Here is a 25,909-nt window from a genome sequence, read left to right as displayed (position 1 = left end):
AAACTATGAGCCAAATAGCATTAGTGACTGGTGCAAATCGCGGCCTTGGACTTGGCGTGGTGCGCCAACTTTTAGAGGATGGATACGAAGTGATTTTGACCAGTAGGAACAAAACCAAAGGAGAGCAAGCCACGGAAGAATTAAAAGATCAATTTGATCATGTCCACTTTCATCAATTGGACGTCAGCAAAAGTGAGAGTATTAAAGATTGTGCTGAATGGGTAGATCAGAAGTTCGGTAATCTGGATATTTTAATCAACAACGCGGGCATTAACTATGATACATGGCAAAATGCCATGAATGCTGATTTGGAAGAATCCCAAAAGACGATGGATGTCAATTTTTTTGGTCCCTGGCGGGTCACGCAGGCATTCTGGCCGCTTCTAAAAAAGAACAATTGGGGTAGAGTGGTCAATGTTTCAAGTGGCTCCGGTTCATTGACGCGGGAAGAGTCCGGAACTCCGGCATATAGTACTTCTAAGGCCGCATTAAACATGCTAACCATAAAGCAATCTCATTCAGCAACAGGTACAGGTGTGAAAATCAATTCCGTTTGTCCAGGGTGGGTGCGCACAGATATGGGAGGTAGTGATGCTACCAGAAGTATTCCCGAAGGTGCTAAAAGTATAATATGGGCTGCTAAGATTCCAGATGACGGACCTACCGGTGGATTCTTCAGGGATGGCGAGCGGATAGATTGGTAGCTAGAAAATATCCCATGCTAAAGCAGCCCTGCAGCAGATAACCACCAGTTGGAGCATGCCAATTCACCATTTCTCCAATACAATAGTGGTCTGGTATATCGCTCAATTCAAAGTTTGATGTTAATGAATCGATGGGAATTCCGCCTATGGTGCTAATGGCTTCATCTATAGGCGCCATGTCAGTGACCAGAATGGGAAGTTTTTTAATACATTGTGCCAATGTTACTTTATGGAGAAAATCATCTTTGCTAACGAAGCCCTTCAAAAGTTCTATCGAAGCTTTGGAGAGTTTAAGATCTCTTTTCAATGTCGAAGTCAACGTCTTTTCGCCAGACTGTTTTAATTTTAACAGTATCTGCTGCTCGCTCAGATCTTTCTTCAAGTCGAGGTAGATGGTGGTGCTTTGGTGCATGTTCAAAGCGGATCGAATCTCCAGAGAGTGTTGATAAATTACTCCACCCTCTAAACCGAACTTGGTAATCACCGCCTCTCCATGATATCTAGTATTTTTATACTCTATACCAATGTTTTTCAGAGGCTTACCTTCCACTTGTTGAAGTGTTGATTTAGGCCATTCCACTCTGACCGCACAGTTCACTCCGTAAAATGGGAGGGCTTCTTCGAAGTACTGTATCCAAGACCCGTCAGAGCCTGTCACCGGCCAACTTGCACCTCCTAGGGCATAAACCATCACATCCGCCAATCGTTCTCCTTTCCATTCGTAATCAGTCTTGATGACGACTCCTCTATTTTTGATATGCTGTAAAATATTCTGCAACACTTCAATAGGCTTGATGCCTTGAATTGGAAATATTCTTCCACTAGAACCGATGTAGGTAGGAATACCTATCTCGTCCAACCATTTTCTGAAATCTGTATTGGTGAAGGTATCGAGGCATCGATCTAAGAAGCCCTCAGGAGTGTATTTTCCTTTCAATGTGGAAATCGCTTGAGAGTGCGTCAGATTGAAACCACCCTTGCCAGCCACTAAAAATTTTCTTCCGAGTGCTTTATTCTTCTCATAGATAGTGACATCATACCGCTCAGTATTAATGAAACTGGCAAAGGCCAGAGCAGCCGCACCTCCACCTATAATAGCAATACTTTTGCGCATTATAGTGTTACTATTCTGTTTGCTCTGATGGATTGATCTGCTGCCAGGACAATTTTCAAGCTATTGACAGCATCGTCCAGATGCTTAGCCAGATCAATATCTTCATGTATGGCCTTGTAAAAATACTTCTGCTCCAATTCGCAAAGCTCTTGATGATCAGGCTCTTCACTAACATCTATCCATTGGTCTTCTTTGGCTGGATCGGTATGATGCAAAAGCATCCTGGAAGTTTTAACGTGGTTTTCGATATCACCCCCCTCATGCTGAGGTTCTACAATACTTACACTTCCCCCAGGCCCGATCACATCCTTCACAAAATAGGCCGTCGTACTCATCATTGGACCCCAGCCAGCTTCATACCAACCAATGGAACCGTCCTCAAACGTCACTTGCAACATCCCATAGTTATACATGTCTTCGGAGATTTCAGGCGTTAATCTTGACCCTGTGGCATAGACCTGAACGGGCTTAGATTGAGTCATCTGGCACATGATATCAACATAGTGAACGCCGCAATCCACAATGGGTGACATAGATTTCATTAGATTCTTGTGCGTCTGCCAAAGCTCACCATAGCTCTGTTGATTAAGGTTCATTCTTAAAACCAGGGGTGAGCCGAGACCTTGTGCCAACTTTGTGAATTTGATCCAGGAGGGATGATGGCGCAGAATGTAACCGACGACCACTTTTAGATTCTTTTTTTCAGCAGTGTGTTTGATCCGAAGTGCACCTTCTACTGAAGTCGCCATGGGCTTTTCAAGAAATACATGTAATCCGGCATTCAATCCGTACAGCGCGATCTCCTCATGCGTTTCCGGATAAGTGTTGATGGAAATGGCATCTGGACTGGTTTCTTCAATGGCTTGTTTGTAGTCAGCATAAACGCTAACTCCACCCATTTCTTTGGACAAAGTGTCTTTGCGAGTGTCATGACGAGCCACCAGACCAACTAATTCGAATCCAGACCAAGCATGATACGCACGAGCATGTGAACTTCCCATATTTCCTACACCGATTACAAGTATCTTGACCTTCATGTGTTCAAATATAGCATTCTGTATCAAAACTTTTCAATGCTTGGCCTCGTTATCAATGCATATGAAAGCGATCTGGACACTATTTTTTCTAGCGGCAATGGTATTTGTAAATGGACAGTCTAAAACCAGGCTCGATGTCGCTTTTGAAAACTATCAAAATCCACTAACCGGAGGCTTCGAAGCTCCCCAATTTCAAGCGATTCACCTCAATGAAGATGGCGAAGCGGACTTACTGGTTTTTGACCGGAAAGGAAGTGCCATTCGGACCTTTATCTACGATGAGAACATGGCTTTCCATTATCGCTATGCGCCTGAATATGAGTCCGTATTTCCTGACATCCCATGCTGGGTGATTGTGAAAGATTTTAATTTAGATGGTGTGGACGACTTATTTACATGTGGGGTAACAGATCCCGTAACCGGAATCGAAGTATGGATTGGTAAACGAGAAAATGGCCATCTCTCTTTTGAAGCCTTCGAACACCCTCATGGGGCTTACAACATCATTTATTATAACAGAGATGGAGACTACAAGCAATTGTATGTAGGCAATAACGGCATTCCTGGAATTGCAGATGTGGATGATGACGGGGATATTGACATTCTGGCTTTTCAGCCTTCAGGTGGATATTTATATTATTTTAAAAACTTGTCTCAGGAAAAAGGTTTTGGAAGTGATAGCCTGCTTTACGAAAGAGTAGATGATTGCTGGGGTAACTTTTATGAAGGAGGTTTGATTCCTGATATCATCTTGAGTAAAGACAACTCCAGCTGTGCAATTCCAAATGGCTTGATATCTGGAAGTACCCGACACGAAGGGATTACGGTGTCCATTTTAGACAAAAATAATGATGGTCTTCAGGATTTGTTGCTTGGAGAGGTTAGCAGTACGCATTTGATTTACATAGAGAATGGTGGTTCTCAGGAAGATGCTTTTGCAACCTATAAGGAAGTCAATTTTCCCACTGACGATTTGCCAGCTGAAATGCAAATATTCCTCGCATCCTTCATTTTAGATGTGGATCATGATGGTGTCAATGACTTGCTTGTGGCTCCCAATTCTCAATTTGGTACCAACACTGATCAGGTTTTATTTTATCAGGGTGTAGATACGAACTTCAATTATATTCAGGATGACTGGCTGGTAGGTACAACTTTAGATTTGGGAACAGACTCTTATCCTTCGTTTCTGGACTATAATTCAGATGGGCTAATGGACCTTGTGGTGGGCTCTTTTGGCTTGATTGGAATTCCAACAGGTGCAGAAACACGCCTTTACCTATTTGAAAATGTAGGAAGTTTAAATGAACCGAAGTATGAGCTGGTTGATGATAATTGGTTGGATTTTCTAGCGTTTTCTCAATTTGACAAGTCCTTTACACCCACTTTTGGTGATCTGGACAGTGACGGTGATCAGGATTTATTATTGGGGACATTAAGCGGGGAATTAGTCTACCTTGAAAATACATCCGGCCCAGGGAACCCGGTTAGTTTTAAGTCGCCGGTTTTTGACTACAAGTCTTTAGATTCTGAGAACAATACCATCAGGCTAGCTATTGCTGACGTAGACGGTGACGGTTTAAATGATATCGTAGTTGGTGGTCGTAATTCCTATCCTCTTTCTGAGGGCATTGGTTCGTTAAAGGCGTTTAAGAACATAGGCAGTCCTCAAAATCCGGATTTCAGCAACTCGAATGTTATATTGGGTTTGGGACAAGTCAATGTCAAAGACAGTGGAACCAGCAAAGCTTCAGCAGCTCCTCGCTTTTATTCAGATAACATGTCTTCCTTGCTGTTGGTAGCCAATGAAACAGGGAGGGTTGCCATTTACGATACCGATTTGGAAGGTGCGTCATATGATCTGATTTCAGAGGACCTTTTAGGTCAATATTTGGGCAGAAGATTAGCAGTAGATGTAGCTGACATAGATGGAGATGGTTACCTGGAAATGGTGATCGGGAACGAGCGGGGTGGCTTGAATTTCTACAACACGATTATCCAAACTTCCGGAGAGATTTCATCCGTTCATGACCCTAGTCCAACTAAACCATTGGCACTATACCCCAACCCAGTCCTGCATTTTTTGATGGTTCCTGAAGGTGTGAGTCAGGTGGAAATCTTTAACACTATGGGGCAGCGTATTCGTTCCGTTCAGGTCAATAATCGAAAAGTTGATGTGCGTTCACTACCTGAAGGGACTTACTTCCTGAAGTCAAGTGAGGGGAATGCCCGTTTTATCAAGAAAGGAAAGTAAATAAAAGTTGTGCCAATAGAATTTTAAGGATCAGTGCAATGGGTAATATGGTGGTGTAACCAATATTCGGCAATTTGTTGCCTGCGCGCTCATTGGCAAAATCTAGAACTGCAGGTTGACTTGCTGCCATTCCCGATAAAATGGAATAAGGTATTTTCAAAAGCTTATAGCCGATAATCAGGAGAGATGCTGTCGATATTAATACGACTAATAGAGAGGCTACAAACATTTGCAACCCATTCCCACTAGAGAAAGTAGAAATAAAGCTGCTTCCTGAATTAATTCCTATTCCGGCTAGTAAAAGTATGAGTGAAAATTGTCTGAGCGTGAGATTGGCACTATAAGGCAAAACCCACAAAATCGGACCGGATCTTCTTAGTCCACCTAAGATGATGCTTACCACTAAAGGACCACCCGCGTATCCAAGGCTAAAAGTAAATCCTCCTGGAAAACCGATTTCTATCATTCCGATCAGCAGTCCTATAGCAATCCCTAAACCAAAAGAAAAAAGGTTGACGTGACTAATCTGATCATAAGAATCCCCAAAAATCTGAGTAATCTCCTCTGCATCTTTCCTTTGACATACGATTCTGACTCTGTCACCCAGTTCAATAACCGTGTTATTATTTGCAATTAAATCGATGTCCCCTCTTCGAACACGAGTGATAAGCATGTTATAATGCTCCGTTAGATTCAGCGAAGCAATTGACTTTCCACTAACCTTTGGATTTGAAACGAAAATCCGCCTTTGCGTATATAAAGAGGTTTCAAAACTAATCTTATCCTCATTTTCATGTCCCATTAGCGGGATAATTTCTTCCAAGTCTTCCTGATCGCCAACGATCATTACTTCGTCGTTCTCCTGCAATATGGTATCCCAGCTGGTCAGAAATGTCTGATCTCCACTTTTAATTCTTCCGAATACAATGTTCCAGTCGTAGGTTCTCATTAAATCGCGAACAGACATGCCAAAAATGTTTTCATTTGAAATGACAACGCTTGCATTAGTGGTATTCCGTTCGACAGGGTAGTGTTTCTTCAGCTTTTTTGCTTCCTGTCTGAAATTGATTTTAAACAGCTTTTGAAAAAGAATAAGGGATATAAGGATGCCAATAATGGCCATTGGGTAAGCAATCGAATATCCTACCACCACATTTTCACTGTATTGAGAAGCCAAAGCAGGGTCGCTGACCTTGTTATTGATGATGTCAATAATAGAAGCAAGGGCAGGTGTATTGGTAGTGGCCCCGGCAAATATCCCTGCAGCTAAAGCTTTATCAAGATCTAGCAGTTCGTAAACTCCATATACCAGAGCTGTGGTGATGACTAACATAATGCTTATGAAAATCATATCCTTAAATCCACGAAGCTTGAAGGATCTAAAAAAACCTGCAGCGCTTTGCATTCCTACGGTGTAGACAAAAACTACCAATCCAAGTAAGACAACGATTTGAGGAATTTTAACTTCCGGATTCATGGCACCAAAAAATAGTCCGACAAACAGCACTCCTGATACACCGAAATTTACACCTTTTACGCTGATATTACCCAGGGCGTAACCTAGTCCCGCCACGATAAAAATTAGCAATAATGGATTCTCTGCGAATATTTCCATGACGCAAACTTACGACTTATATTAAAGAATATGATTATTGGTTGGGCTAATCTCTAGAGCCGAAAATCAGGCTTCCTATACGAAGCATTGTAGCACCTTCCTCAAGCGCTATTTCATAGTCGCCCGACATTCCCATGGAAATCTGATTGAATGATTCCTGATTGCGGAAGTGGGTGGCCTTAATCTCGTTGTTGTATAAAACCAAATTCTTAAATTCATTGCGAATTTGGTCTTTGTCATCTGTGAAGGTGGCCATGCCCATAACTCCTCGGAAGCGAATGTTTTCATATTTTCCGGGCTGTAAATCGCTGATCAGTTCATCGAATGTAAAACCATATTTTGACGCCTCCTTTGCAATCTTGATTTGAAGGAGCACATCTATAGTTCGATTATTTTTACTCGCTTCTTTATTAATGATTTTCAACAGCTTAAAGGAGTCGACTGAATGAATAAGATGAATAAATTCAGCAATTTCTTTGGTCTTTTTAGACTGTAGATGACCGATGAAGTGCCAATGGATATCCTTAGGCAATGCCTGATGCTTTTCTACAAGTTCTCCCACTCTGTTTTCTCCAAAATCGCGGTGACCTTGATCATAAAGTCTCATGATGTCTTCAGCGGGCTTCGTTTTTGAAACCGCGACTAGAGTGGCATCCTTGTTACGTAATTCATTAAAATAGTCCATAAAGTTCTGTATCCACCAATTGTACAATTTTCCCAAAATCTTCAGGATTGTTTTTAAAGTCCAATTGATCTGTTTCAATGATTAACAGCTTACCTCCTTTATAGTTGGAAATCCAACGCTCATATTTATCATTGAGGCGCTTGAGATAATCTAAACTCATATTGCCTTCATAATCTCTACCTCTTGTTTGAATGTGAGACACCAATGTGGATATGGAAGCCTTAAGGTAAATCATTAAATCGGGGGGGCCGATTTGGTCAGCCATGGTCTTAAAGAGTGTGAAGTAATTTTCAAAATCTCGCTTAGCCATCAGTCCCATGTCATGTAGGTTTGGTGCAAAGATATAAGCGTCTTCATAGATCGTTCTGTCCTGTATGACTGTCTTCTCACCCTCTTTAATCTCGATGAGTTGTTGATAACGGCTATTTAAAAAGTAGATCTGAAGATTGAAGGACCAGCGCTGCATGTCGTTATAAAAATCGCTGAGGTAAGGATTGGTATTGGTATCCTCATAATGCACTTCCCAACCATAGTGCTTGGCTAATTTTTCTGAAAGGGTAGTTTTTCCGGCACCAATGTTTCCGGCAATTGCGATGTGTTTGATCTTCTTTTTCTCCATAATTCTCAGTCAGGGCGCTAAATTACAATTTGTACATTAACTGAATAAGTGATTGGTAAACCATTTCTATAGATGTTAATAACTTTTAAGTTCCTCTTTAAAAAGCTTAATTTTGTCATATGGAAATAAATGATGAATTGATTAACAAGTTGGAAAATCTGGCAAAACTATCTTTGTCCCCTGAGGAAAAGGAGATTATGAAGAAGGATCTGACGAATATCCTGGGAATGATAGATAAAATTAAAGAAGTGGATACCACAGGAGTGGAGCCGTTAAGATACATCAATCAGGATGTGAATGTGTTGCGGGACGATGAAGCCAGGAATGAAATGACCAATGAAGAAGCATTAAAAAATGCGCCTTCTGTTCAAGAGCCCTATATTACAGTACCAAAAGTCATTGACCTCAAAAAGTAAAAATGAAAATATATACGAAAAAAGGAGATGGGGGTCAAACGTCACTGTTTGGCGGTCAAAAAGTGTCTAAGGATGATCTGAGAATTGAAGCATACGGAACAACAGATGAGTTGAATGCTTTTATAGGTCAATTGATATCTTTGATTGATATAGAAGTGATTATAACCTTACTTTTAAGGATTCAGGATAATATTTTCGTGATGGGTTCGATGCTTTCTTCTCCTAAAGAATCAAAATTTAAGATTCCTACGATTGAGGAAGCCGACATCCAATTATTGGAAAATGAGATTGACAATATGGAGCATCGGTTAGAGCCACTTCAGAATTTCATACTGCCTTCCGGTAGCCAGGCCATCAGTTTATGTCACATTTGCAGAACCATTGCCAGAAGAGCTGAGAGAAGGGTGGTGTCTCTTGAACAATCTGCGGAGGTCAATCCTTTAATTAAAAAATATCTTAACAGACTTTCAGATTATTTCTTCGTCCTGGCAAGATTTGTGGCCGCGAAAACAGGCGTTAGGGAAACAGTCTGGAAGCCAAAGCGTTAGAATTCATGGTTTATGACCTTATTATTATTGGAGGTGGACCGACAGGTCTGAATTGTGCCATCGCTGCGCACAAGGCCGATTTAAAATACTTGATACTGGAGAAAGGAGTACTGGTCAATTCAATTTACAATTTCCCGGTCAATATGACTTTCTTTTCCACTTCACCTGTTTTGGAGATCGGCGGCATACCATTTATTTCTCATGGAGACAAGCCGACCAGGAGGGAAGCACTCGAGTACTACAGACGAATTGTTGAAACCTATGATATCAACATTCATCTACTTGAGGAGGTGAGGAAATTGAACAAGGAAGATGATCTTTTTGAGATTGAAACAACAAAAGGAATGTACGCTGCAAGAAATGTGGTGGTGTCCACAGGTTACTACGATACTCCCCGGATGCTGGAAGTTCCTGGAGAAGATTTGCCTCAAGTGAAGCACTACTACGATGATCCACATGTTTATATCGGCATGAATGTGCTGGTGGTGGGCGCAGCGAATTCAGCATGTGATGTGGCATTGGAATGTCACTATAAAGGTGCCCAGGTAACCATGGCTATTCGAGGTCCTGAATTGTATTCAAAAGTGAAATATTGGATCAGACCCAATATTGAGAATAGGATCAAGGAAGGTTCGATTAAGGCCTATTTTAATACTACGGTGAAAGAAATTAAGCCTTCAACGGTGGTATTGAACACGGAAGATGGAGTAATAGAAATTCCAAATGATTATGTACTGGCCATGACTGGATATCTTCCGGATTATTCATTTTTAAGAAAACTGGGTTTACAGGTCAATACTGAAGAAAACTGTGTTCCGACTCACGATGAGGAAACCCTGGAGTCAAACATTCCGGGCTTATATGTTGCGGGAGTGATCTGTGCAGGTTTGAAGACGAGCAAACTGTTTATTGAGAATACAAGAGATCACGGAGAAAAGATTATCAGTGATATCCTTAAACGAAATAAAAGCACAAAAACTACAGCTAATGTATTGTAGTTGAATCATAAACCATCACTTGCTTCCACTTCCTAATTGTCACCATCATTAAAAATGTTAAATATATGTTATAAGATCATGTAAGAACAGCTCATTTATACACAAGCCGTTCTCATACCGATTCTCATCAAATAACATTAAACTTAATTTAAATATGAAAATGAAACACATCTATTTTACTTTAGCTTTGTTTATCGCCGGCTTAGTAAACGCACAGAAATCTGTCGAAAATAAAGAAGCAAAGGAAATTTCTAAACACGAAGTGGGCATCAGTTTTAATAACAGCTTGAGAAGCTACGGCTTTGCAGGATGGCTTCATTACAGATATTACTACAAAGACAATAAAATATTCAATACGGCAAATACTGGTGCATATAGTTCTTTTTATTCTGGATTTAATGCTGAAATATGGTATGAAAACCGAAAGTATTTTGGTCAAGAAAATAAGTGGTTTCTTAGACATGGAGTGGCATTAACCCTAGGATATTCTAGGTATAGATTTGCCAATCTCGCTTTCGCTTTACCAGAAAGAGAAGGATTTGGTGGTGGAATAGGTTACAATTTTGGGATTGGATATGAAATAAGCGATCATTTTAATCTGACAGCGACTTTTAAACCTAAGCTATTATATGGAATATATGACCTCAACAATTTTAATAAGGTTTTCAGTGTAGCTACTCCCTTAAGTCTTGGTGTTAATTATAGATTTTAAGTGGTTGAAGTAAGCTTGTTGCATCTTTTTCAATTCGTAATTTAGAAATCATCAATAATTAAAACTTTTAGGTGCCTTTTGATGATTAACGATGTTAAACTGAAAGTATCTGAAACATTCTTACCTGATCTGTTGTCCCTACAATGGTAACAGCGTTATCGGCAAATAATCGGACTGAGCGAAACTTTTTAGGTAATTGTGAGTTCATAATTTATTTTTTTTTTGAAATAAGGATGTTAATACTATGAAGTTGATCAAAATCTTACTTCTACTTTCAATCGGATTCAGTGTTGATGGTCAATTTGACTTCAACAAGGCAAGTGTCATGGATGAAAAAGATAAACCTGAAAATTATACAGGTGTGGTCGTGGAGCATTATACAGATGGGAGAGCAAAGTTGTGGCGTCAGGAAGTCAACGGTAGAGCCGAGGGCCTTTGGCTTGAATGGTATCCTGATGGTACTTTAAGGTACAGAGCCTGGTGGGAAAATGGCCTGGGAAATGGCAAATGGGAATATTTCTATCCCAATGGTCAACTCAGATCGGAATCTTTTTACATTGATGACATCGCACAAGGACTTTATGTCAGTTATCACGAGAATGGAAAGCTCCAAAATAAATCGGTATACAAAAATGGTCAATTGGATGGTATAACTTATGAATACGATGTCAATGGTATACAAATCTCTAGAAAAAGATTTCAAAAAGGGACTCGCATCATTGATCAACCCACATTATTTGAACCAGGTACAATAGCTACTTCCGATGCCAATGAGTGGGGAATTACGTTCGCACCTGATGGTAACACGGCTTACTTTACTCGAAGAAAGGATGATGGCTCACCGCAAAAGATTTACACTACTAAAAGGAATAGCGAAGGCTTATGGTCTAGAGCTGTGGTAGCTGATTTTTCTACTGGAAGAGATGAAGGGCCGTTTATCTCTCCGGATGGAAAATATTTCTTTATGACCAGCGATAGACCAATCGCAGGAATCGCTCAGTCCGATGTTCTGGACATGAATTTATGGGTCATGAAACAAACAGACGGAGGATGGTCAGCGCCAGTAGCGCTACCAAACAATATAAATAGAACTCGATCAGCACAGGATCAATGGCCTAAACATTATGAAGCCGGTCCAACTATAGATGCAAGTGGCCAACTTTATTACTGGACTCAAGGTACTTCTGGACAGGTTGCTAATCTTTATCAAACACGTATGAATGGTGATGATTCTTTTAGTGATCCTTCAGAACTTACTCCGCCTTCTCATGATAAAGGGTTTGACAGTGGGCCCTGTATTACTCCGGACGGACAGTTGCTTTTTTTCGTCACTTCGAATCGGGAGGATAGTTATGGCAGAGAAGATTTGTATTATACACGATTAATTAATGGCCAATGGAGTGAGGCTAAAAGTCTAGGTCCAATTGTAAACTCATCGCATAATGAGGCCGCACCTAGGTTTTCGCCTGACGGCAAATATTTCTTTTTTACCAGTGACCGTGGAGAAAATTTCGACAGCTCCGGAGAACGTATCTGGAGTATCTACTACATGGAAACGAAGTTCTTGATGATTGACTAATGCAATGCATGACTGGAAAGTCTAGCTGAGAAGCATTTGTAGACAAATGACTGTACAATTCAATGGTTCAATTTGCTTTAGGTTGAATTCCTGTAACATGAGACAAAATCTGCAGAATTAGAATGGTCTAAAAACTTAATCCTTTCTTTTTCCGATGGTTCCAATAAGCCAGATAGATGATGGCCATCAAGGAAATTAAAGCACTTAAACTCATCACTTTCCAGAAGTTATCCGGATCATTATCGTAAATCCACGCTGAAAGTAAAGCGCCCAGTCCGATTCCTACCTCAAGAGCTATATACACAGTTGCAAGCGCTTTACCTCGATTTTCGTCTGCAGATCTGTCGATGCACCATGCGAAAAGTGCAGGAGCAGCAATACCGATAGAAAACCCAATACAACATCCGGCCGCCAATAACATCCAGCCTTGTGAGGCAAACGCTAAAAACAGTAAGGATAAGACAAGCGCTATGATTGCAAAACGAATAACAATCACCCTGCCCAGCCGGTCTGATAACTTTCCAGCGAATAATCTTGAAAGAATGGAAAAAGCAGTAAAATAGGTGAAAAATATACCCTTATTCTCAATTCCAAGAAAGATGCTTTGGTCGGGAATGATGGTTAGCATTCCGCCAAAGCAAAAGTAGATGAATACGACGACCATTGCTGGTGCAATCGCTGAAAAGTCTATAAATTCATTCTTCTTGAGCAATAGTAATCGAGGTGTAAGGCTCACTTTATTGACCAGCGATTCTTTTAGACCCAGCAGGATGAAAATAGATATGAATGCAATCAAGCTTGAAATATAGAACATGGTATTAATGCCGAATATAATCGTTAACCAGGAGCCTATTGCAGGTCCAGCTGAAGCACCCAGATTAAAGCTCACACCCATAATGCCCAGGGCTTCTCCCCTCCGTGAAATCGGAACAACATCTGCAACATATGCAGAAGATGCCGTTGGCTTAAAGCCAGTTGAAAACCCATGAAAAAATCTCAACAACAAAAAGCCGAAAACAGAAGTCATAAATGGATACAGAAAGCTACAAACCACACAAAATAGTGTACCAATAACCATGACAGGGATTCTTCCTATCGTATCCGTTAATTTTCCACTAAAGGGACGAGATATTCCCGCTGTAAGGGTAAATAATGAGATGATCAATCCCTTGTATTCCTCTCCTCCTAAATTGGTCAGGTGCTGTGGCAGCTCAGGAATGATCATAGAGAAACTGGCACAGAATAAAACCTGACTTAAACAAAGCATCCAAAAATCAAAGGTGTAGAGCTTCTCCCTGCTAGAATCCATTTGCAAAAATGGAAAATGCCGGGAACATATTAGTTTTATTTTAAATAAATTTGCGATCATGGCGAAATACAGACTACTTACCGACGAAGAATTAAAAGGATTAGAGAAAGAGTTCATCGATTATCTCGTGATTAATGGCATTACTGCCACGGATTGGGTAAAGATGAAAATTGACCAGCCTGATGAGGCACAGAAAATAGTGAACTTATTTTCTGATGTTGTTTTCGAAAAAATTCTCCGAAATGTGACACATCTTGAAGTTCACGAAAAAAATGCCATTCGATCTTTCCACTGTGGCGAGCAGGAGATTCACCTGATCACCATGGAACTTGATGATCCTTTGGCAGATTTCAGGGATGCGGCTTATATTGCACAAGCCATGCGAAGTCCACCAGAAGATTTGTTGATTTACAAAACCAAGAAACCATATCAAGATATCAGGGAAACTGAAATATTTAATATGATTGAAAAGGGCTGTCTGGTTTCGAATGGTAATCTTCATAAAACCCTTGAAATAGCGCTCGAGCAAACATGAGAAGGAGGCCTGGGATAAAGCTCTTCGATTTTTACCTGGATTCATTCCGAGGTCTTTCCCGACAAATGTGGTGGCTTTCTCTTGCAACATTGGTCAATAGGGCAGGCACTATGGTTATTCCATTTCTTTCTATTTATATGTCGAAAAATCTGGAGTTTAGTTTAAGCCAAATTGGATGGGTCATGACTTTCTTTGGATTGGGATCTCTTCTGGGTTCTTGGTTAGGCGGAAAATTGACAGACCGGTTCTCCTATTATCATGTCATGATCACCAGTATGATGCTGTCGGGGTTTGGCTTTATGATTTTAATTTATTTTAAAAGTTATCTGGGCGTTTGCATCGCTATTTTCGTCCAAATGACCATTTCCGATGCGTTTCGTCCTGCCGCTTTTACGGCTATAGACGCCTACTCGTTGCCAGAAAACAAAACGAGGTCCATTTCTTTGATCAGGTTATTCATCAATTTGGGATATTCTATTGGCCCGGCTATTGGAGGCTTTATTTTCTATCGCTATGGCGCCAGTTTATTGTTCTATTTAGATGGAATTACATGTATTTTATCTGCAGTTTTCATACTGATCGCTTTGCGACCTAAGCCACATTCACTGGAAGCGGAAAAGCAAAATAATTTGTACGCTAAAGCCAGCTCTACTGGGGTGTGGAAGGACAAAGCTTACTTGCTCATGATGTTGATCCTCTTTCTTTTCAACATCGCATTTTTTCAATTATTTGCCAACTTGCCGCTTTTCTACAAAGAAATTCATCACCTCAATGAGAAGACCATTGGATGGATTATGGCATTGAATGGTATATTGATTTTTCTGACCGAGATGCCTCTAGTGAGCTGGATGGAACGTCGCAAATTTTCAGCCTTAAAAATCATTTTTGTTTCAACCATATTCTTATCCATTTCCTATTTCTTATTGAATACGACCATGTGGTTCTGGATGTTGATAATTAGTATGATATTTTTAACGCTTTCTGAAATGCTTGGTTTTCCTTATTCCAACTCCTGGTCACTTGAACGCGCGCCCAAGGGGAGGGTAGGAGAATACATGGGAGCTTACACGATTGCTTTTTCACTTTCGCACATTATCGGCCCTAATCTGGGATTGCAGGTCAGTTCTAATTTTGGTTATGCAACCAGTTGGTATCTCATGGGTGTGATTGGAATCATCTCAGCAGTACTTACTCTAGTGCTCATCAAGATGGTTGGCTCCTCCAGGGCCTAACTGTCCTTAGGTTTGCCTGGCTCAGCGTCATCATTGCCTGTGACTTCATCTGAAATGTTTTCGGCAATGTCTGCCACTTCGTCGAGTTTGTCTTTTGATTCTGAAACAGCGTTATCAATTCTGCTTTCTGCCTGATCTTTAATTGCATCGGCATCTTCAGCTACACCTTTGACAGCAGCTTCGGTCTCAGAGGTGATCTTCTCTACTTCTTCCTTAATTTGGTCTGACACTTCAGTTGCTTTGGCTTTGATTTCTTTCAATTCATTTGTTGCATTGTCAACGATGACTTCATTATTATCCTCTATGATCTCTGCATCATCAGCTATTTCGTCTCCATCTCCATCCAAATCTTCAAAACCAGCAGCCTTCACAACTTTAGGTTCCTTAGGTTCTAAATCTGTTATATCTTCACTTGGGGTGATGGTTATTTTCCCTTCACTAAATGCGTGATGATCTCCATCTGCATAGGCGGCTGCCTTACTGAAAAAATCATCTTTATCATCTAAAAGGGAATCATCTACATCGATAGGAGTTTCTGCAAATTCAGACTTTGGCCTGGCTTTTTCCTCCTCAGCCATCTTTTCCGCTTTCTTAATAGTGTCATCCAGCTTTTCGCCAAGGTCGTCTGTAATTTCTTTGGCTCTTTCCACAATCCTATCCTTGGCTTCAAGGACTTTCTTGCCCACTTTTTCACTCACGTCTTTACCCTTTTCCATCATGTCACCACCTACTTCCAATACCTTTTTTCCAACTGCCTCAGAGACATCAGCAGCCTTGTCCACAACAGGATTTTCAGCGATCTTTTTGCCAATATTTTTAGCCTGATCCACGACTTTATCCTTGGTCTTTTTCACTTTCTCTTCTGCCTCTGCACTTTCTTCCTTGAAAGAATCCCGGACTTTATCATATCGATCTTCTACTGCGTCTTTTGCATTTTCGAAAAAATCAGAAGATTTATCTAGAATGTCATCTCCGATATCCTTTCCTTTTTCTACTGCTTTCTTACCGGCACTTTTGCTCACAGACTTGACACCAAACAACAATTTTCTAAATTCACCTAGAAATCCCATAACTTAAATTTTAGTACACAAAATAATTAATATTACCTTACAGACGAACATTACCTCTTAATTTAATATGAATTCAAAGGATACTCAGACGGAACTACACAAAACGCTTGAAGAAATCCAGAATGTTAAAAACATCAGGAAACACTTTGCCAAAACCAATTCAGAATTGGCCAAGGCATACAAGGAGTTGGAAAAATTTGAAAAGCTCCTGGATAAGGAATATAACGACTGGAAGCAACTCGAGTCCTTAAGTGTCAAGTCACTATTTCACAAAGTTTTGGGCAGTAAGGAGGAGCAAATTGAAAAAGAAAGGCAGGAATATCTACAGGCATCATTGAAGTTCAATGGTATGAAGAAAACGGTTGACATTCTGGAATATGAAAAATCGTTATTGGAAAAAAAGCTGGTGGATGTAACACTACTTGAAAACAAATTGAAAACGCTTAAAAAACAGCGTACTCAGGAGTTGATCACATCGAATTCCCCTTCGGGAAGAGAACTAAAAGAGATTTTAAAGAAGACTGATCGTCAAATCATCATTAGAAATGATCTTCGTCGTGCAGTCCATACGGGATTAGAAGCTTCTAAAATGCTTGAAAGAATGCTCACCTTTCTGCAGCAGGCAAAGAATTGGGGCAATTGGGATATGATGGGAAAGGGCAGAATGGCCAGTTATAATAAGCATGATGCTGTGGACAGAGCCAGGGAAACTGCTTTTAAAGCCAAACATATTTTAAGCAAGTTTCAACAAGATCTTTACAATTTAGGTGCAGGCTCCTTTACATTTGATATCAGGATCGATTCCCTGGGTTCATTTACAGATATCTTCTTTGACAATCTGATTTCGGACTGGATCATTCAACAAAAAATAAAGAACGCTCTTTCTAATGTGTATTCTGTAAAGGATAAAGTAAACCGAATTATCCAATCATTGGATAAGGATTTGGTGGAGGTGGATCAACGGCTCAAAGAATTGGAAGATGCCAAGGAAAAAATCATCATCACTTCTTAAGTTGGGTCAACTCCAACGGTGCACCCGGCCATCTTTCATTGGGCTTCATTTCATATTTTTTACCCGATATCGTATAGGTCATGCCTTCTTGAATTTCAAAAAGGTCACTATTGCAAATTGAATATCGCTCGTTCCCATCAGTTCGTTGAAGTAATACAAATGCCTCATTACTGGTGCATTCAACTACAATATTAGTGATGGTTTCTACCACGGCGCGATCGGTAAAGCACGGTTCATTAACTACTTTCTCAGAACCGCAATCAGAAATGAAAGAGGTAGCTAACGAAAACATTGACATCAAAAATAGTCTCATAATTCAATGATTATTCCTATTGTAGGCAAAACACGGCCGGAATCGCTTGAGATCAGTTCCGTTTGGTATCGTGAAGGATCATTCGGATCAATCAGGAACTCGCCATTTACGCCTCTTTTCGGTACCAGGTAAGGTATGAATTCTATGGCAGAACTGTAAATATTCTGAATGTCAATGTAAAAGTTTGCGGTGTATTTGTCTTTGTAAATGTTCTTATCAAACCGAATGTCAAGTTGATGAAAGGGCTTTAGATAAGCTGAATTTAATCTGTCGAAATCGAAGGTTCCTCTCCGGTTTAAATCCCAAAAGTCCACTCTAGATGATCTTTCCGTGTCAAATGGGGTGTAAGGTGAGCTACTAGCATAGGTAAACTTCGTACCAAATTGCCAGTTCTTTCCAAAAGTTCTGGCGAATATTAAAGTGAGAAAATGGCGGGTATCCCAGGAGCTCTGGATAAAGTTCCCATCTGTATCTTTGAATTCGCTTTTGGACAAGTTATAAGCTGCTGACCAAAGGTTATTATTTCTGAATTTTTTTCTAGCAAAGATCTCAACTCCATATGCCCTACCTTCTGATATGGATGCAGCTGGTTGATTGCCCACTGCCACGTAATCGGCATTTGCGTTAGCGAACGAAATTGAATCTCTGAGTAGGAAAGGATAGTCGCTATAGGCTTTGTAGAAAGCCTCGACAGAATAAATCTTGTCCTCAGATGGCTGATAAGTATATCCCAAAGCCAATTGATCTGATTGAATGTAATCCAGCCGATTTCTATTGATCATTTCTCCATCATCGGCATAAGCCAGCATGACCGAAGGAGGAAGCTGATAATAAGAGCCGGCCGAGGCACTTACACTGCTTTTTTCAGTGAGTTGGTATGAAACTGCTGCCCTGGGTGAAGTCTGAGACAGCGGATTACGGGTCAATGTCCCATAAGTGGAGGCATCCATTCTCACACCGCCAAAAAGTTTGAGTCGGTCATTGAGTAGATTCAAAGAATAGCTTGCAAAGAAACCGTATTGGTAAGTGGTCAACTTGCTCGTAAAATCAAGGACAATGGGAGAAATATCAGGCCCGATTTCAATCGAATAGTTATCCAGGATATAATGAGATTGCTCACCATTGATCCCGAATTTCAGTTTGTTTTTGCCTACTAATTGTGTTTGTTCGAAACGGACTCTACTATCTCTTTTTTCAGCATCGTAGTCAAACCATAGGTCTTCCGTCTCGAAGGTGTTATCAAAGTATTTGATGGCTTTGTTTCTAAAGTAGCTGGTGCTGGCGATGAATGTCGAATGCCCCTGGTCCGTATATCTTTTATAATTTAATCCTATGGTATTTACATTTTGGTCACCTTCAGGGATATAACCGGTGTTATAAAGCAGACCAACAGTTGCATCGGGTTTGTTGGCATCATCAAGATTTAATCTCGAGCGATCAAATGCGCCTATTCCTATGATTTTCAGTGAATTGCGATTCCATTGCCGTTCGTATTTAAAATTGTAATCTGTGTATGCGGGCAGAACTGGAAGTTTGAATGCCTTGAGGTAGTACTCTGAAAAAGATTTTCTGGCGGAGACGATAAAATTGGATTTTTGATCGATCGGCCCTTCTAATGTCAATCCGACATCCGTAGCACCTAAGGTGAATTTTGTGCCTAATCTGTCTTCTCTGCCCGGTCTGGTTTCAAGATTTAAAACGGAGCTGAGGGCATTAAAACGATCAGCTGGGAATGCCCCGGTGATCAAATTGGCTCTCTCGAGAATATCGACATTGATGAGTCCGTTTGGGCCACCTGATACTCCTTGAACAGAAAAGTGATTGATCGATGGGATTTCTATACCGTCGATAAAAAACTTGTTTTCATGCGATGCACCACCTCGAACGATAATATTGTAACCAAATGACACTTTAGGTAGTACGCCAGGCAGATTTTTGATGACTTTGGATACATCAATGGTACTGCCAGGAAGTCGCATGATTTCGTTGATACCGATCGACTTAATGGACAATGGTGTCTCCGCTGTTCTGCTTATTACACTTGCTGTAATGGCGATGTTATCCAACTGACTGGCTACTTGGTCTAGCTCGATCAGCAGTTCGTTGGGCTTGATGGGATCAGCCTTTATCTGATGTAGTACCATAGATTCATAACCCAGATAGGTGATACTGATTTTGTGGAACCCTGGATCTAGATAGGTTTCGAAGTAGCCTGCTGAATCCGTTTCAATAACAGCATCTTCATCATCAACGGCAACATTTGCAAATGCCAGTGGAGCTCTTGTACTTTGATCAACGATGTATCCATAGACAAGGCCTTGCTGAGCCATTAATTCACATTGGCAGAAGCAGATAAACAGGAATAACCAAAAAAATCTCATTCGCTTCAAGTTGAGAACAAAGTTACACTCCTAAGTGCTTGAAAACGAGGTGAATTTGGTCATTAAAATGTCATTTTAAAACTCGCAAAAACACATGAGGAAAAGATCAATCAGATTAATTAGATCCGAAAACAGACAGGGTCACTCTGGTTTTAGACCCACCTTCAGGTAAAGCAGAAGAACTGATGTCTAATTTATTTCGACCTTTCACATACTTGGCGAAGTAAAGATCGTCTTCATGAATCTCGGAAAGCTGCCTCCGTGCATTTTGGTCTCGCCATCCCAATGCCTTCATATTCTCAGAGAAAAATTCTCTTAAAAATGACGGAGGATCCTCAGAAACAACAGTGAAGGTATGCACCGTTTTCACGCCTTCATCTTTGCCGGTGACGTTTTGCAGGGTTCCTCTTCGGTACTGAGGCAGTCCAAGGTCTGTATACATCGCAGGGTAAGCTGCATCGAATCCATCGCCACCGCTGGCACCTGATTTTTCACCACAAGAATTTAAAGAGAGCAGGATCAACAGGCTTAAAATAGTTAAAGCAGATTTCATCATTTAATATTTAGTAGAGTGCAAATTTAAAATATTAATCGTTAACAATAAAATATTAGAAAATTTATTAATGTCGATAAATAAGACTATATTTGACGAATAAAACGACAATTGATGAAAGGTAGGGGAGCCAATTATAATCCGGTACATCGCTTCGAAGAATATGACAGTCAGGAAGGAGTTTTTGACGATCTGAAATATGAAGAAGAAAGCAGTTCCATCAAGACTGAATATATTCCGACATTTCCAAAGACCGTAGTGAATTATGTTGATTCTGAAGACGTTCCGTTTTCATATTCTATAAATCCTTACCAGGGGTGTGAGCATGGATGTATCTATTGCTATGCGAGGCCCACACATAACTTTTGGGGATATAGCAGCGGTCTTGATTTTGAGCAAAAAATACTGATTAAAGAGAATGCAGCTGAACTACTGGAACAAAAGCTTAAATCTAAAAGATGGAAATGTTGTCCCATTGCGCTTTCAGGCAATACGGACTGTTATCAACCCATAGAGGCCAAACTGAAGATCACCAGATCACTATTGGAAGTTTTTTACCGATATAGGCATCCGGTGACCATCATCACAAAAAATAGTTTGATCCTTAGAGACATCGACCTTCTTAAAAAGCTGAACGATGATCGCCTAGTGAGAGTGGCGATAAGCGTCACTTCTTTGGACAGCGGACTCCAGCAGAAACTGGAACCTCGAACCAGTTCTCCTCGTAAAAGATTAAATACCATTAAGACTTTAAGCAGAGAAGGTATTCCTGTAACCGCAATGATGGCACCTATCATACCAGGACTGACAGATCATGAAATCTTGGATCTTGCTAAAGCTGTGGCCGAAGCTGGAGCGAGTGATCTACGGTATACAATTGTCAGACTCAACTTCGATTTAGATGAATTATTTGAAAGTTGGCTAGAAGAGCACGTCCCTGACCGCAAGGAAAGGGTCATAAACACTATCAAAGATCTTCGGCGAGGAAAACTGAGTGCTACCATTCAGGAAAATCGGCACAGAGGTTACGGAGAAATTGCCAGCATCATATCACAACAAATTGAACTGGCGAGAAAGCTGTATTTCAAAGCCGCTGAATTGGAGGAGCTCAATTTAGAATTACATGAGAATTACAAAACTGGCCAGTTGACATTATTTTGACTTTTACAAGACCCGGTGAATCTTGAGGAGTCCGTAATCATGGGATGACATGATGGCCTCGCATTGGTGTCCTCAAAATATGGTAGCAACTTATAACTACAAAACCACAAGAAGTCAGCTCTGAAAGCAGAGGACTGGCTTCTTACTTTTTTAGTACAATCAATCTTTATCATTAGATAATTTCTTCGAATTCCTCTTCTTCAGTTGTACCCTCAACTGTCAGCATTTCAAGCATGGTGAGTTCCATGGATCTGAAATGCCTTTTAACAGAATCCAAAATTTCAGTAGAAACGGCATTTTTAACGTCCTCTGCATTCTTAAAGTGGTCTGAAGCTCTGATTTTATAAGTCTGTTCGAGACCATGATGCTCAAACTTAAGCGCATAGCGGTGATTCATATGCATAATGGTTATTTTAAAAACAGGATGCTCAATGTAACCTACGATTCTCATATTTGCTGTTTATAATTGATTGTGTAAAAAGTTCATACAATTTTTGCAAAACAGGATCAAATTCGAGCATGCTTAAATGCTCTTCGACGGTTACCATATCCTGGCGAGACGCCGGTCCTGTCTGCAACATTTGTGGATCACTATCTCTTACCTTAAGCGCAGTTTGAACAATGATGGGTTTCAAAATCTCAAAATCTACGCCCTTTGAGTCTAGTAAGCTTTTACTCAAAGCGTAAAGATGATTGGTGAAATTATTTGCTAAGACAGCAGCCACATGAATAAACGGTCTGATCTCGGGTTCGATCAGATGGATATTAGAGGTAATTTTTTGAAAAATGCTCCTCAATTCATACGTGAAATTTGGTGATGATCCATGGATGCATAAAGGAATTTTACTTAAATCAATCTGGTGGTCTCCTTTCGACAAAGATTGAATAGGCCATACACTTCCTCTATCGGTAAAATGGTCATCTATCGCATCAATAGTAGCTGTTCCTGAAAAATGAACCACCTTTTTATGTGATGGAAGGAATTCTTTGAGGTCTTGTGTCAATGGTGGTATGGAAGTGTCAGAAACCATGAGGAAAACAAATTCTATTTCTGGATCTATATCCTGCGAGGTTGTAATGTAATCTATGGAGAGATCTTTCAGCCATTTGGGAGCATCCTGATTTCTGCCCAGAACCTGCAGTTCAACAGTATTTTCAAGATTTATTAATGCAGGAATAAAATGCCAGGCCAGATTTCCGGTACCAACACACAATCCTTTTTGCATCTTTAGTCCATTACTTTTCTTGAAGAAAGTCTGATCCCCATAGCGACCAACATACCCGTAAGCATCATTAAAGAACCTAACCAGAATAAATTGATCCCTGGAAATTCAATAGACTCAATTACAATGATGTCAGAGCGAGGCACATTCATGGCGATCTCCATTGGTACCTGGATACTGTTTCTGTCATCTTTGGCAAATTGGAATGTTAACTCGCCCGTTGCTGGATCGATTTGGGTAAATTTAAAATGCACACCAGTTTCAGGGTCATAGTCTTTGATACTGCTTTGGCGCGAACCTCGTATTAAATAGACAGGCTCTAAATTTTTGGTCTTGCCATTGGTTCTAAATGACAAAATACTGGCGATTGCAATATCCCCTTCCTCTGCCTTGTAACCTCTGTTTTTTGGCGTTTTATTAAAGCCATTATGAACAATCTGAACATCTTCGATGGTGATGGATTCACCTTCTTTAATGACGAATTGCTGGTACTCCAGTTCACTTTCCATGGTGAAAAACCGTTCAAAAAAGGCTTCATTGGCCCGGATACGCATATTCAGGTCAGGAATTTCATCGTAATATTTGTAAACCACCGCACCTCTCAACACCACCACAGGTTTGAGATCATATTGCTTGTCATAAATTTTATCGGTCACCTGGATGTGAAAACCAATCGCTAAATCATTCTCCTTGGGTTCATAATCCTGATGCCTGGGGTCGTAGTCTAGTCCATTGAGTGTCACTTTCAGACTATCATTTTCATAGCTTCCATTGAGGCCTACCTCTATCGGTTGATAGACCAGAGAATCTTCCATCTCTTTCGAATATTCGAGTTTTAATACTTGTGCGGGAAGTCCTGCAATATGCGTAAAAATATCCTTATGTAGATATCTCTTAGTCGAAGGATTGAATGCTACAATTTCCGTTTTATCGTTGGAGTAGACGGACACAGGGTTGACCATAAATTCCTCCAGAACCTGGTTGTTAGAATCGACCTTTGTGAATTTTATATCATAAGTCCGCTCATTTTCTATCAAGGTATCACGCTGGTAATCTACCCAATAACCACTCATGAAAATGGGTTTCCCTTTGATTAAAGTCACCTTCTTCTTGAGATTTTCATCTTCCATGATGTCTCTGAAAACAAACTCATTCTTAGAAATATGACGTTTATTGACTCCAGATGCAATTATACCAATCAACATGATGGAAAATCCAAGATGCGACAACACACCTGCACTGTTTTTCCACTGGAGTTTGTTAAAGGCAATGAAGTAGTCCACATTACTCACAATGCCGAAAATTCCGGCTAACATGAGTAAAAAGTAAGGTACTGAATTAATATCTAGCCAAATATTGACAATAAAGGTGAGAACGATGGTTGCAGCCACAGATATGCCAGCATGCAATAAAAGTTTCTTTTTAAAAGTAGAGGTCACCCTGCCATTATACCTTAGAAACTGTGCACTGGAAGATAAGAGGACTATAAAAATGGCAATCCAGATCTGATGTTTATTGTAATGGGTAATGGGTTCCTGGATGACAAGGCCTGTAAAACCAGGATCAAAAATTTCTGCAATTTTATTATAAATGGGCAGCGATGTCGAAGCCGTGATGAGGATAGAAGAGAAAAGCAGCACAATCGCTCCTATGAACATCCAAAATTCCCGAGAATTGAACTTGTCATCTTCTTGTGAAGGAACAATTTTACGGCGCATAATAAATACAACCGCGGGAATGATGGTAAACAAAGCCACCAGTAAAACCAGTTGGTTTTCTAGCCCCATTTCAGTAAAAGCATGCACCGATGTATCACCCAATATTCCACTTCTGGTCAAGAAGGTCGAATATAGAATCATGATAAAACTGAGACTCAATAAAATATAAGAAGTCTTAATACCTCGTCCGGTGCCATTGGCTATTAAAAGGGAATGTACACCTGCAACCATAAGTAGCCAGGGTACCAACGACATGTTCTCTACTGGGTCCCATGCCCAGTAACCACCGAATGATAAAGCCTCATAGGCCCATGCTCCTCCCATTAATATCCCTATGCCCAGAATTCCCCCCGAAAATAGAGACCACTTCAAGGCGGGTTTGATCCAGGCTCTAGGTTCTTTCACCCACAGTCCAGCAACAGCAAAACAGAATGGAATCACTGTGGAAGCAAAACCAAGAAATAGCGTAGGTGGGTGAATGGTCATCCAATAATTCTGTAGTAATGGATTCAATCCTGATCCACTCAACAAACTCACATAGTCTGCATTTTGAAAGAGTGGGATATCCATAGTGTCACGGAACAACAGCAATGGATTACTTCCTATTTTTACTACTGAATCACCTATTTCAAACTGAATTCCCAGGATCATGGAAATCAAAATCACTTCCACTAATGCCAGTAAACTCAATACCGGAGCTTCCCATTTCTTTCCATAAACCATCACCACAAAGCCAAGTATAATATGCCAGAACATCCACAGTAAAAAACTACCTTCCTGACCCTCCCAGAAAGCACTGGTAATGTATTTCATGGGGAGAAAGTCATTAACATGCTGAGAAACGTAAGCATATTCATAAAATTGATTCACCATGATGTAAAAAATAATCGTGATGATTCCGAATACACTTAATCCATGAAAAGCAAAGCCAAGCCTTCCCAATCTTTTCCAGGCTTCAGATTCCGAATCTTCAGACTCATCGCCGGTTTTCAAGCGTTCATTGGTAGATTTAAAAAATGAATACGCACTGAAAAGCGCAGAAACAAAGCCTAAAATGATGAGAAAATGACCAATATTCTTAGGCCACAAATGTTCTCCAAAATATTGAATTTCTTCCATCT

The 25,909-nt window shown here is 40.4% G+C and carries 24 protein-coding genes; 11 read left to right on the top strand and 13 right to left on the bottom strand.

Translation table 11 applies throughout. The features are described from left to right. Positions 1 to 5: 5 nt before the first annotated feature. Entirely contained in the window at positions 6 to 704 is a 699-nt protein-coding gene (locus tag L2567_RS00590) for an SDR family oxidoreductase (RefSeq protein WP_235295739.1), read from the top strand. Here L2567_RS00590 and L2567_RS00585 read toward each other — a convergent pair. Continuing rightward, entirely contained in the window at positions 676 to 1,818 is a 1,143-nt protein-coding gene (locus tag L2567_RS00585) for a TIGR03862 family flavoprotein (RefSeq protein ID WP_235295738.1), read from the bottom strand. The two genes, L2567_RS00590 and L2567_RS00585, sit on opposite strands and share 29 nt — an antisense overlap. After that, on the bottom strand, positions 1,818 to 2,855 hold the full coding sequence (locus tag L2567_RS00580) for a Gfo/Idh/MocA family protein (RefSeq protein ID WP_235295737.1): 1,038 nt from the start codon (positions 2,853 to 2,855) through the stop codon (positions 1,818 to 1,820). The genes L2567_RS00585 and L2567_RS00580 overlap by 1 nt, the downstream gene beginning before the upstream one ends. Before the next feature lie 61 nt (positions 2,856 to 2,916). Between L2567_RS00580 and L2567_RS00575 the strand changes: the two genes are divergently transcribed. Then, the gene (locus tag L2567_RS00575; protein WP_235295736.1) at positions 2,917 to 5,109 is read left to right on the top strand and encodes a T9SS type A sorting domain-containing protein; all 2,193 of its coding nucleotides are present in this window, start codon (positions 2,917 to 2,919) and stop codon (positions 5,107 to 5,109) included. On the opposite strand, the gene L2567_RS00570 is transcribed toward L2567_RS00575, so the two are convergent. The 3 genes from L2567_RS00570 to L2567_RS00560 are packed head-to-tail and all read right to left on the bottom strand — an operon-like array spanning position 5,093 to position 8,028. Continuing rightward, positions 5,093 to 6,724: an aspartate:alanine exchanger family transporter gene (locus L2567_RS00570; RefSeq protein WP_235295735.1), complete on the bottom strand. Its 1,632-nt coding sequence runs from the start codon at positions 6,722 to 6,724 to the stop codon at positions 5,093 to 5,095. The two genes, L2567_RS00575 and L2567_RS00570, sit on opposite strands and share 17 nt — an antisense overlap. A gap of 46 nt (positions 6,725 to 6,770) precedes the next feature. Further along, positions 6,771 to 7,409, bottom strand: a complete 639-nt coding sequence (locus L2567_RS00565; RefSeq protein ID WP_235295734.1) for a YggS family pyridoxal phosphate-dependent enzyme — start codon at positions 7,407 to 7,409, stop codon at positions 6,771 to 6,773. Further along, the gene (locus tag L2567_RS00560; protein WP_235295733.1) at positions 7,396 to 8,028 is read right to left on the bottom strand and encodes a deoxynucleoside kinase; all 633 of its coding nucleotides are present in this window, start codon (positions 8,026 to 8,028) and stop codon (positions 7,396 to 7,398) included. The genes L2567_RS00565 and L2567_RS00560 overlap by 14 nt, the downstream gene beginning before the upstream one ends. A 119-nt stretch (positions 8,029 to 8,147) precedes the next feature. Here L2567_RS00560 and gatC point away from each other — a divergent pair, with 119 nt between their 5' ends. The 5 genes from gatC (at position 8,148) to L2567_RS00535 (ending at position 12,281) form a co-directional block, all read left to right on the top strand. Then, on the top strand, positions 8,148 to 8,444 hold the full coding sequence (gatC, locus tag L2567_RS00555) for an Asp-tRNA(Asn)/Glu-tRNA(Gln) amidotransferase subunit GatC (protein WP_235295732.1): 297 nt from the start codon (positions 8,148 to 8,150) through the stop codon (positions 8,442 to 8,444). Positions 8,445 to 8,446: 2 nt separating this feature from the next. Then, positions 8,447 to 8,992, top strand: coding sequence for a cob(I)yrinic acid a,c-diamide adenosyltransferase (locus tag L2567_RS00550; protein WP_235295731.1), 546 nt, complete (start codon positions 8,447 to 8,449; stop codon positions 8,990 to 8,992). Between the two features lie 5 nt (positions 8,993 to 8,997). Further along, a complete protein-coding gene (locus L2567_RS00545; RefSeq protein WP_235295730.1) occupies positions 8,998 to 9,990 on the top strand; it encodes a YpdA family putative bacillithiol disulfide reductase in 993 nt (330 codons plus the stop codon). A 160-nt stretch (positions 9,991 to 10,150) separates the two neighbouring features. After that, complete coding sequence (locus L2567_RS00540) at positions 10,151 to 10,702, top strand: hypothetical protein (RefSeq protein WP_235295729.1); 552 nt, start codon at positions 10,151 to 10,153, stop codon at positions 10,700 to 10,702. A 250-nt stretch (positions 10,703 to 10,952) separates the two neighbouring features. Further along, positions 10,953 to 12,281 carry a hypothetical protein gene (locus L2567_RS00535; protein ID WP_235295728.1) on the top strand — a complete coding sequence of 443 codons (1,329 nt, stop codon included), beginning with the start codon at positions 10,953 to 10,955 and terminating at the stop codon, positions 12,279 to 12,281. 127 nt (positions 12,282 to 12,408) lie between these two features. Here L2567_RS00535 and L2567_RS00530 read toward each other — a convergent pair whose 3' ends face one another. Beyond that, positions 12,409 to 13,590 carry an MFS transporter gene (locus tag L2567_RS00530; RefSeq protein ID WP_235295727.1) on the bottom strand — a complete coding sequence of 394 codons (1,182 nt, stop codon included), beginning with the start codon at positions 13,588 to 13,590 and terminating at the stop codon, positions 12,409 to 12,411. A gap of 58 nt (positions 13,591 to 13,648) precedes the next feature. Here L2567_RS00530 and L2567_RS00525 point away from each other — a divergent pair, with 58 nt between their 5' ends. Continuing rightward, positions 13,649 to 14,125, top strand: coding sequence for a DUF6495 family protein (locus L2567_RS00525; RefSeq protein ID WP_235295726.1), 477 nt, complete (start codon positions 13,649 to 13,651; stop codon positions 14,123 to 14,125). Continuing rightward, on the top strand, positions 14,122 to 15,357 hold the full coding sequence (locus L2567_RS00520) for an MDR family MFS transporter (RefSeq protein WP_235295725.1): 1,236 nt from the start codon (positions 14,122 to 14,124) through the stop codon (positions 15,355 to 15,357). The genes L2567_RS00525 and L2567_RS00520 overlap by 4 nt, the downstream gene beginning before the upstream one ends. Here L2567_RS00520 and L2567_RS00515 read toward each other — a convergent pair. Then, a complete protein-coding gene (locus L2567_RS00515; protein ID WP_235295724.1) occupies positions 15,354 to 16,427 on the bottom strand; it encodes a hypothetical protein in 1,074 nt (357 codons plus the stop codon). The genes L2567_RS00520 and L2567_RS00515 overlap by 4 nt on opposite strands. Positions 16,428 to 16,494: 67 nt before the next feature. Here L2567_RS00515 and L2567_RS00510 point away from each other — a divergent pair, with 67 nt between their 5' ends. After that, on the top strand, positions 16,495 to 17,439 hold the full coding sequence (locus L2567_RS00510) for a hypothetical protein (protein ID WP_235295723.1): 945 nt from the start codon (positions 16,495 to 16,497) through the stop codon (positions 17,437 to 17,439). Here L2567_RS00510 and L2567_RS00505 read toward each other — a convergent pair. The 3 genes from L2567_RS00505 to L2567_RS00495 form a co-directional block, all read right to left on the bottom strand. Beyond that, positions 17,429 to 17,752, bottom strand: a complete 324-nt coding sequence (locus L2567_RS00505) for a hypothetical protein (RefSeq protein WP_235295722.1) — start codon at positions 17,750 to 17,752, stop codon at positions 17,429 to 17,431. The genes L2567_RS00510 and L2567_RS00505 overlap by 11 nt on opposite strands. Then, entirely contained in the window at positions 17,749 to 20,082 is a 2,334-nt protein-coding gene (locus L2567_RS00500; protein WP_235295721.1) for a TonB-dependent receptor, read from the bottom strand. Before L2567_RS00500 ends, L2567_RS00505 begins: the two co-directional genes overlap by 4 nt. Positions 20,083 to 20,248: 166 nt before the next feature. Next, complete coding sequence (locus L2567_RS00495) at positions 20,249 to 20,686, bottom strand: hypothetical protein (RefSeq protein WP_235295720.1); 438 nt, start codon at positions 20,684 to 20,686, stop codon at positions 20,249 to 20,251. 114 nt (positions 20,687 to 20,800) lie between these two features. Between L2567_RS00495 and L2567_RS00490 the strand changes: the two genes are divergently transcribed. Beyond that, positions 20,801 to 21,847: a PA0069 family radical SAM protein gene (locus tag L2567_RS00490; protein WP_235295719.1), complete on the top strand. Its 1,047-nt coding sequence runs from the start codon at positions 20,801 to 20,803 to the stop codon at positions 21,845 to 21,847. 172 nt (positions 21,848 to 22,019) lie between these two features. On the opposite strand, the gene L2567_RS00485 is transcribed toward L2567_RS00490, so the two are convergent. The 3 genes from L2567_RS00485 to ccsA are packed head-to-tail and all read right to left on the bottom strand — an operon-like array spanning position 22,020 to position 25,907. Beyond that, positions 22,020 to 22,298, bottom strand: a complete 279-nt coding sequence (locus L2567_RS00485) for a hypothetical protein (protein WP_235295718.1) — start codon at positions 22,296 to 22,298, stop codon at positions 22,020 to 22,022. After that, positions 22,276 to 23,073 carry a Rossmann-like and DUF2520 domain-containing protein gene (locus L2567_RS00480; protein ID WP_235295717.1) on the bottom strand — a complete coding sequence of 266 codons (798 nt, stop codon included), beginning with the start codon at positions 23,071 to 23,073 and terminating at the stop codon, positions 22,276 to 22,278. The genes L2567_RS00485 and L2567_RS00480 overlap by 23 nt, the downstream gene beginning before the upstream one ends. Positions 23,074 to 23,075: 2 nt before the next feature. Beyond that, positions 23,076 to 25,907 (bottom strand): cytochrome c biogenesis protein CcsA, encoded by a 2,832-nt coding sequence (ccsA, locus tag L2567_RS00475; RefSeq protein WP_235295716.1) that lies wholly within the window; start codon positions 25,905 to 25,907, stop codon positions 23,076 to 23,078. Positions 25,908 to 25,909: the final 2 nt, after the last annotated feature.

This window comes from Portibacter marinus (assembly GCF_021533195.1).
Taxonomy (GTDB): domain Bacteria; phylum Bacteroidota; class Bacteroidia; order Chitinophagales; family Saprospiraceae; genus Portibacter; species Portibacter marinus.
This window is presented reverse-complemented; position numbering and strand designations above follow the sequence as displayed.

Excerpts from the sequence above, each read along its gene's own strand:
- L2567_RS00580 (WP_235295737.1), bottom strand. The coding sequence starts at position 2,855 with ATGAAGGTCAAGATACTTGTAATCGGTGTAGGAAATATGGGAAGTTCA.
- L2567_RS00525 (WP_235295726.1), top strand. The coding sequence starts at position 13,649 with ATGGCGAAATACAGACTACTTACCGACGAAGAATTAAAAGGATTAGAG.
- L2567_RS00515 (WP_235295724.1), bottom strand. The coding sequence starts at position 16,427 with ATGGGATTTCTAGGTGAATTTAGAAAATTGTTGTTTGGTGTCAAGTCT.
- ccsA (WP_235295716.1), bottom strand. The coding sequence starts at position 25,907 with ATGGAAGAAATTCAATATTTTGGAGAACATTTGTGGCCTAAGAATATT.
- L2567_RS00520 (WP_235295725.1), top strand. The coding sequence starts at position 14,122 with ATGAGAAGGAGGCCTGGGATAAAGCTCTTCGATTTTTACCTGGATTCA.
- L2567_RS00590 (WP_235295739.1), top strand. The coding sequence starts at position 6 with ATGAGCCAAATAGCATTAGTGACTGGTGCAAATCGCGGCCTTGGACTT.
- L2567_RS00505 (WP_235295722.1), bottom strand. The coding sequence starts at position 17,752 with ATGAGACTATTTTTGATGTCAATGTTTTCGTTAGCTACCTCTTTCATT.
- L2567_RS00570 (WP_235295735.1), bottom strand. The coding sequence starts at position 6,724 with ATGGAAATATTCGCAGAGAATCCATTATTGCTAATTTTTATCGTGGCG.
- L2567_RS00495 (WP_235295720.1), bottom strand. The coding sequence starts at position 20,686 with ATGAAATCTGCTTTAACTATTTTAAGCCTGTTGATCCTGCTCTCTTTA.
- L2567_RS00540 (WP_235295729.1), top strand. The coding sequence starts at position 10,151 with ATGAAACACATCTATTTTACTTTAGCTTTGTTTATCGCCGGCTTAGTA.
- L2567_RS00500 (WP_235295721.1), bottom strand. The coding sequence starts at position 20,082 with ATGGCTCAGCAAGGCCTTGTCTATGGATACATCGTTGATCAAAGTACA.
- L2567_RS00490 (WP_235295719.1), top strand. The coding sequence starts at position 20,801 with ATGAAAGGTAGGGGAGCCAATTATAATCCGGTACATCGCTTCGAAGAA.
- L2567_RS00585 (WP_235295738.1), bottom strand. The coding sequence starts at position 1,818 with ATGCGCAAAAGTATTGCTATTATAGGTGGAGGTGCGGCTGCTCTGGCC.
- L2567_RS00575 (WP_235295736.1), top strand. The coding sequence starts at position 2,917 with ATGAAAGCGATCTGGACACTATTTTTTCTAGCGGCAATGGTATTTGTA.
- gatC (WP_235295732.1), top strand. The coding sequence starts at position 8,148 with ATGGAAATAAATGATGAATTGATTAACAAGTTGGAAAATCTGGCAAAA.
- L2567_RS00530 (WP_235295727.1), bottom strand. The coding sequence starts at position 13,590 with ATGGATTCTAGCAGGGAGAAGCTCTACACCTTTGATTTTTGGATGCTT.
- L2567_RS00550 (WP_235295731.1), top strand. The coding sequence starts at position 8,447 with ATGAAAATATATACGAAAAAAGGAGATGGGGGTCAAACGTCACTGTTT.
- L2567_RS00560 (WP_235295733.1), bottom strand. The coding sequence starts at position 8,028 with ATGGAGAAAAAGAAGATCAAACACATCGCAATTGCCGGAAACATTGGT.
- L2567_RS00510 (WP_235295723.1), top strand. The coding sequence starts at position 16,495 with ATGAATTCAAAGGATACTCAGACGGAACTACACAAAACGCTTGAAGAA.
- L2567_RS00480 (WP_235295717.1), bottom strand. The coding sequence starts at position 23,073 with ATGCAAAAAGGATTGTGTGTTGGTACCGGAAATCTGGCCTGGCATTTT.
- L2567_RS00545 (WP_235295730.1), top strand. The coding sequence starts at position 8,998 with ATGGTTTATGACCTTATTATTATTGGAGGTGGACCGACAGGTCTGAAT.
- L2567_RS00565 (WP_235295734.1), bottom strand. The coding sequence starts at position 7,409 with ATGGACTATTTTAATGAATTACGTAACAAGGATGCCACTCTAGTCGCG.
- L2567_RS00485 (WP_235295718.1), bottom strand. The coding sequence starts at position 22,298 with ATGAGAATCGTAGGTTACATTGAGCATCCTGTTTTTAAAATAACCATT.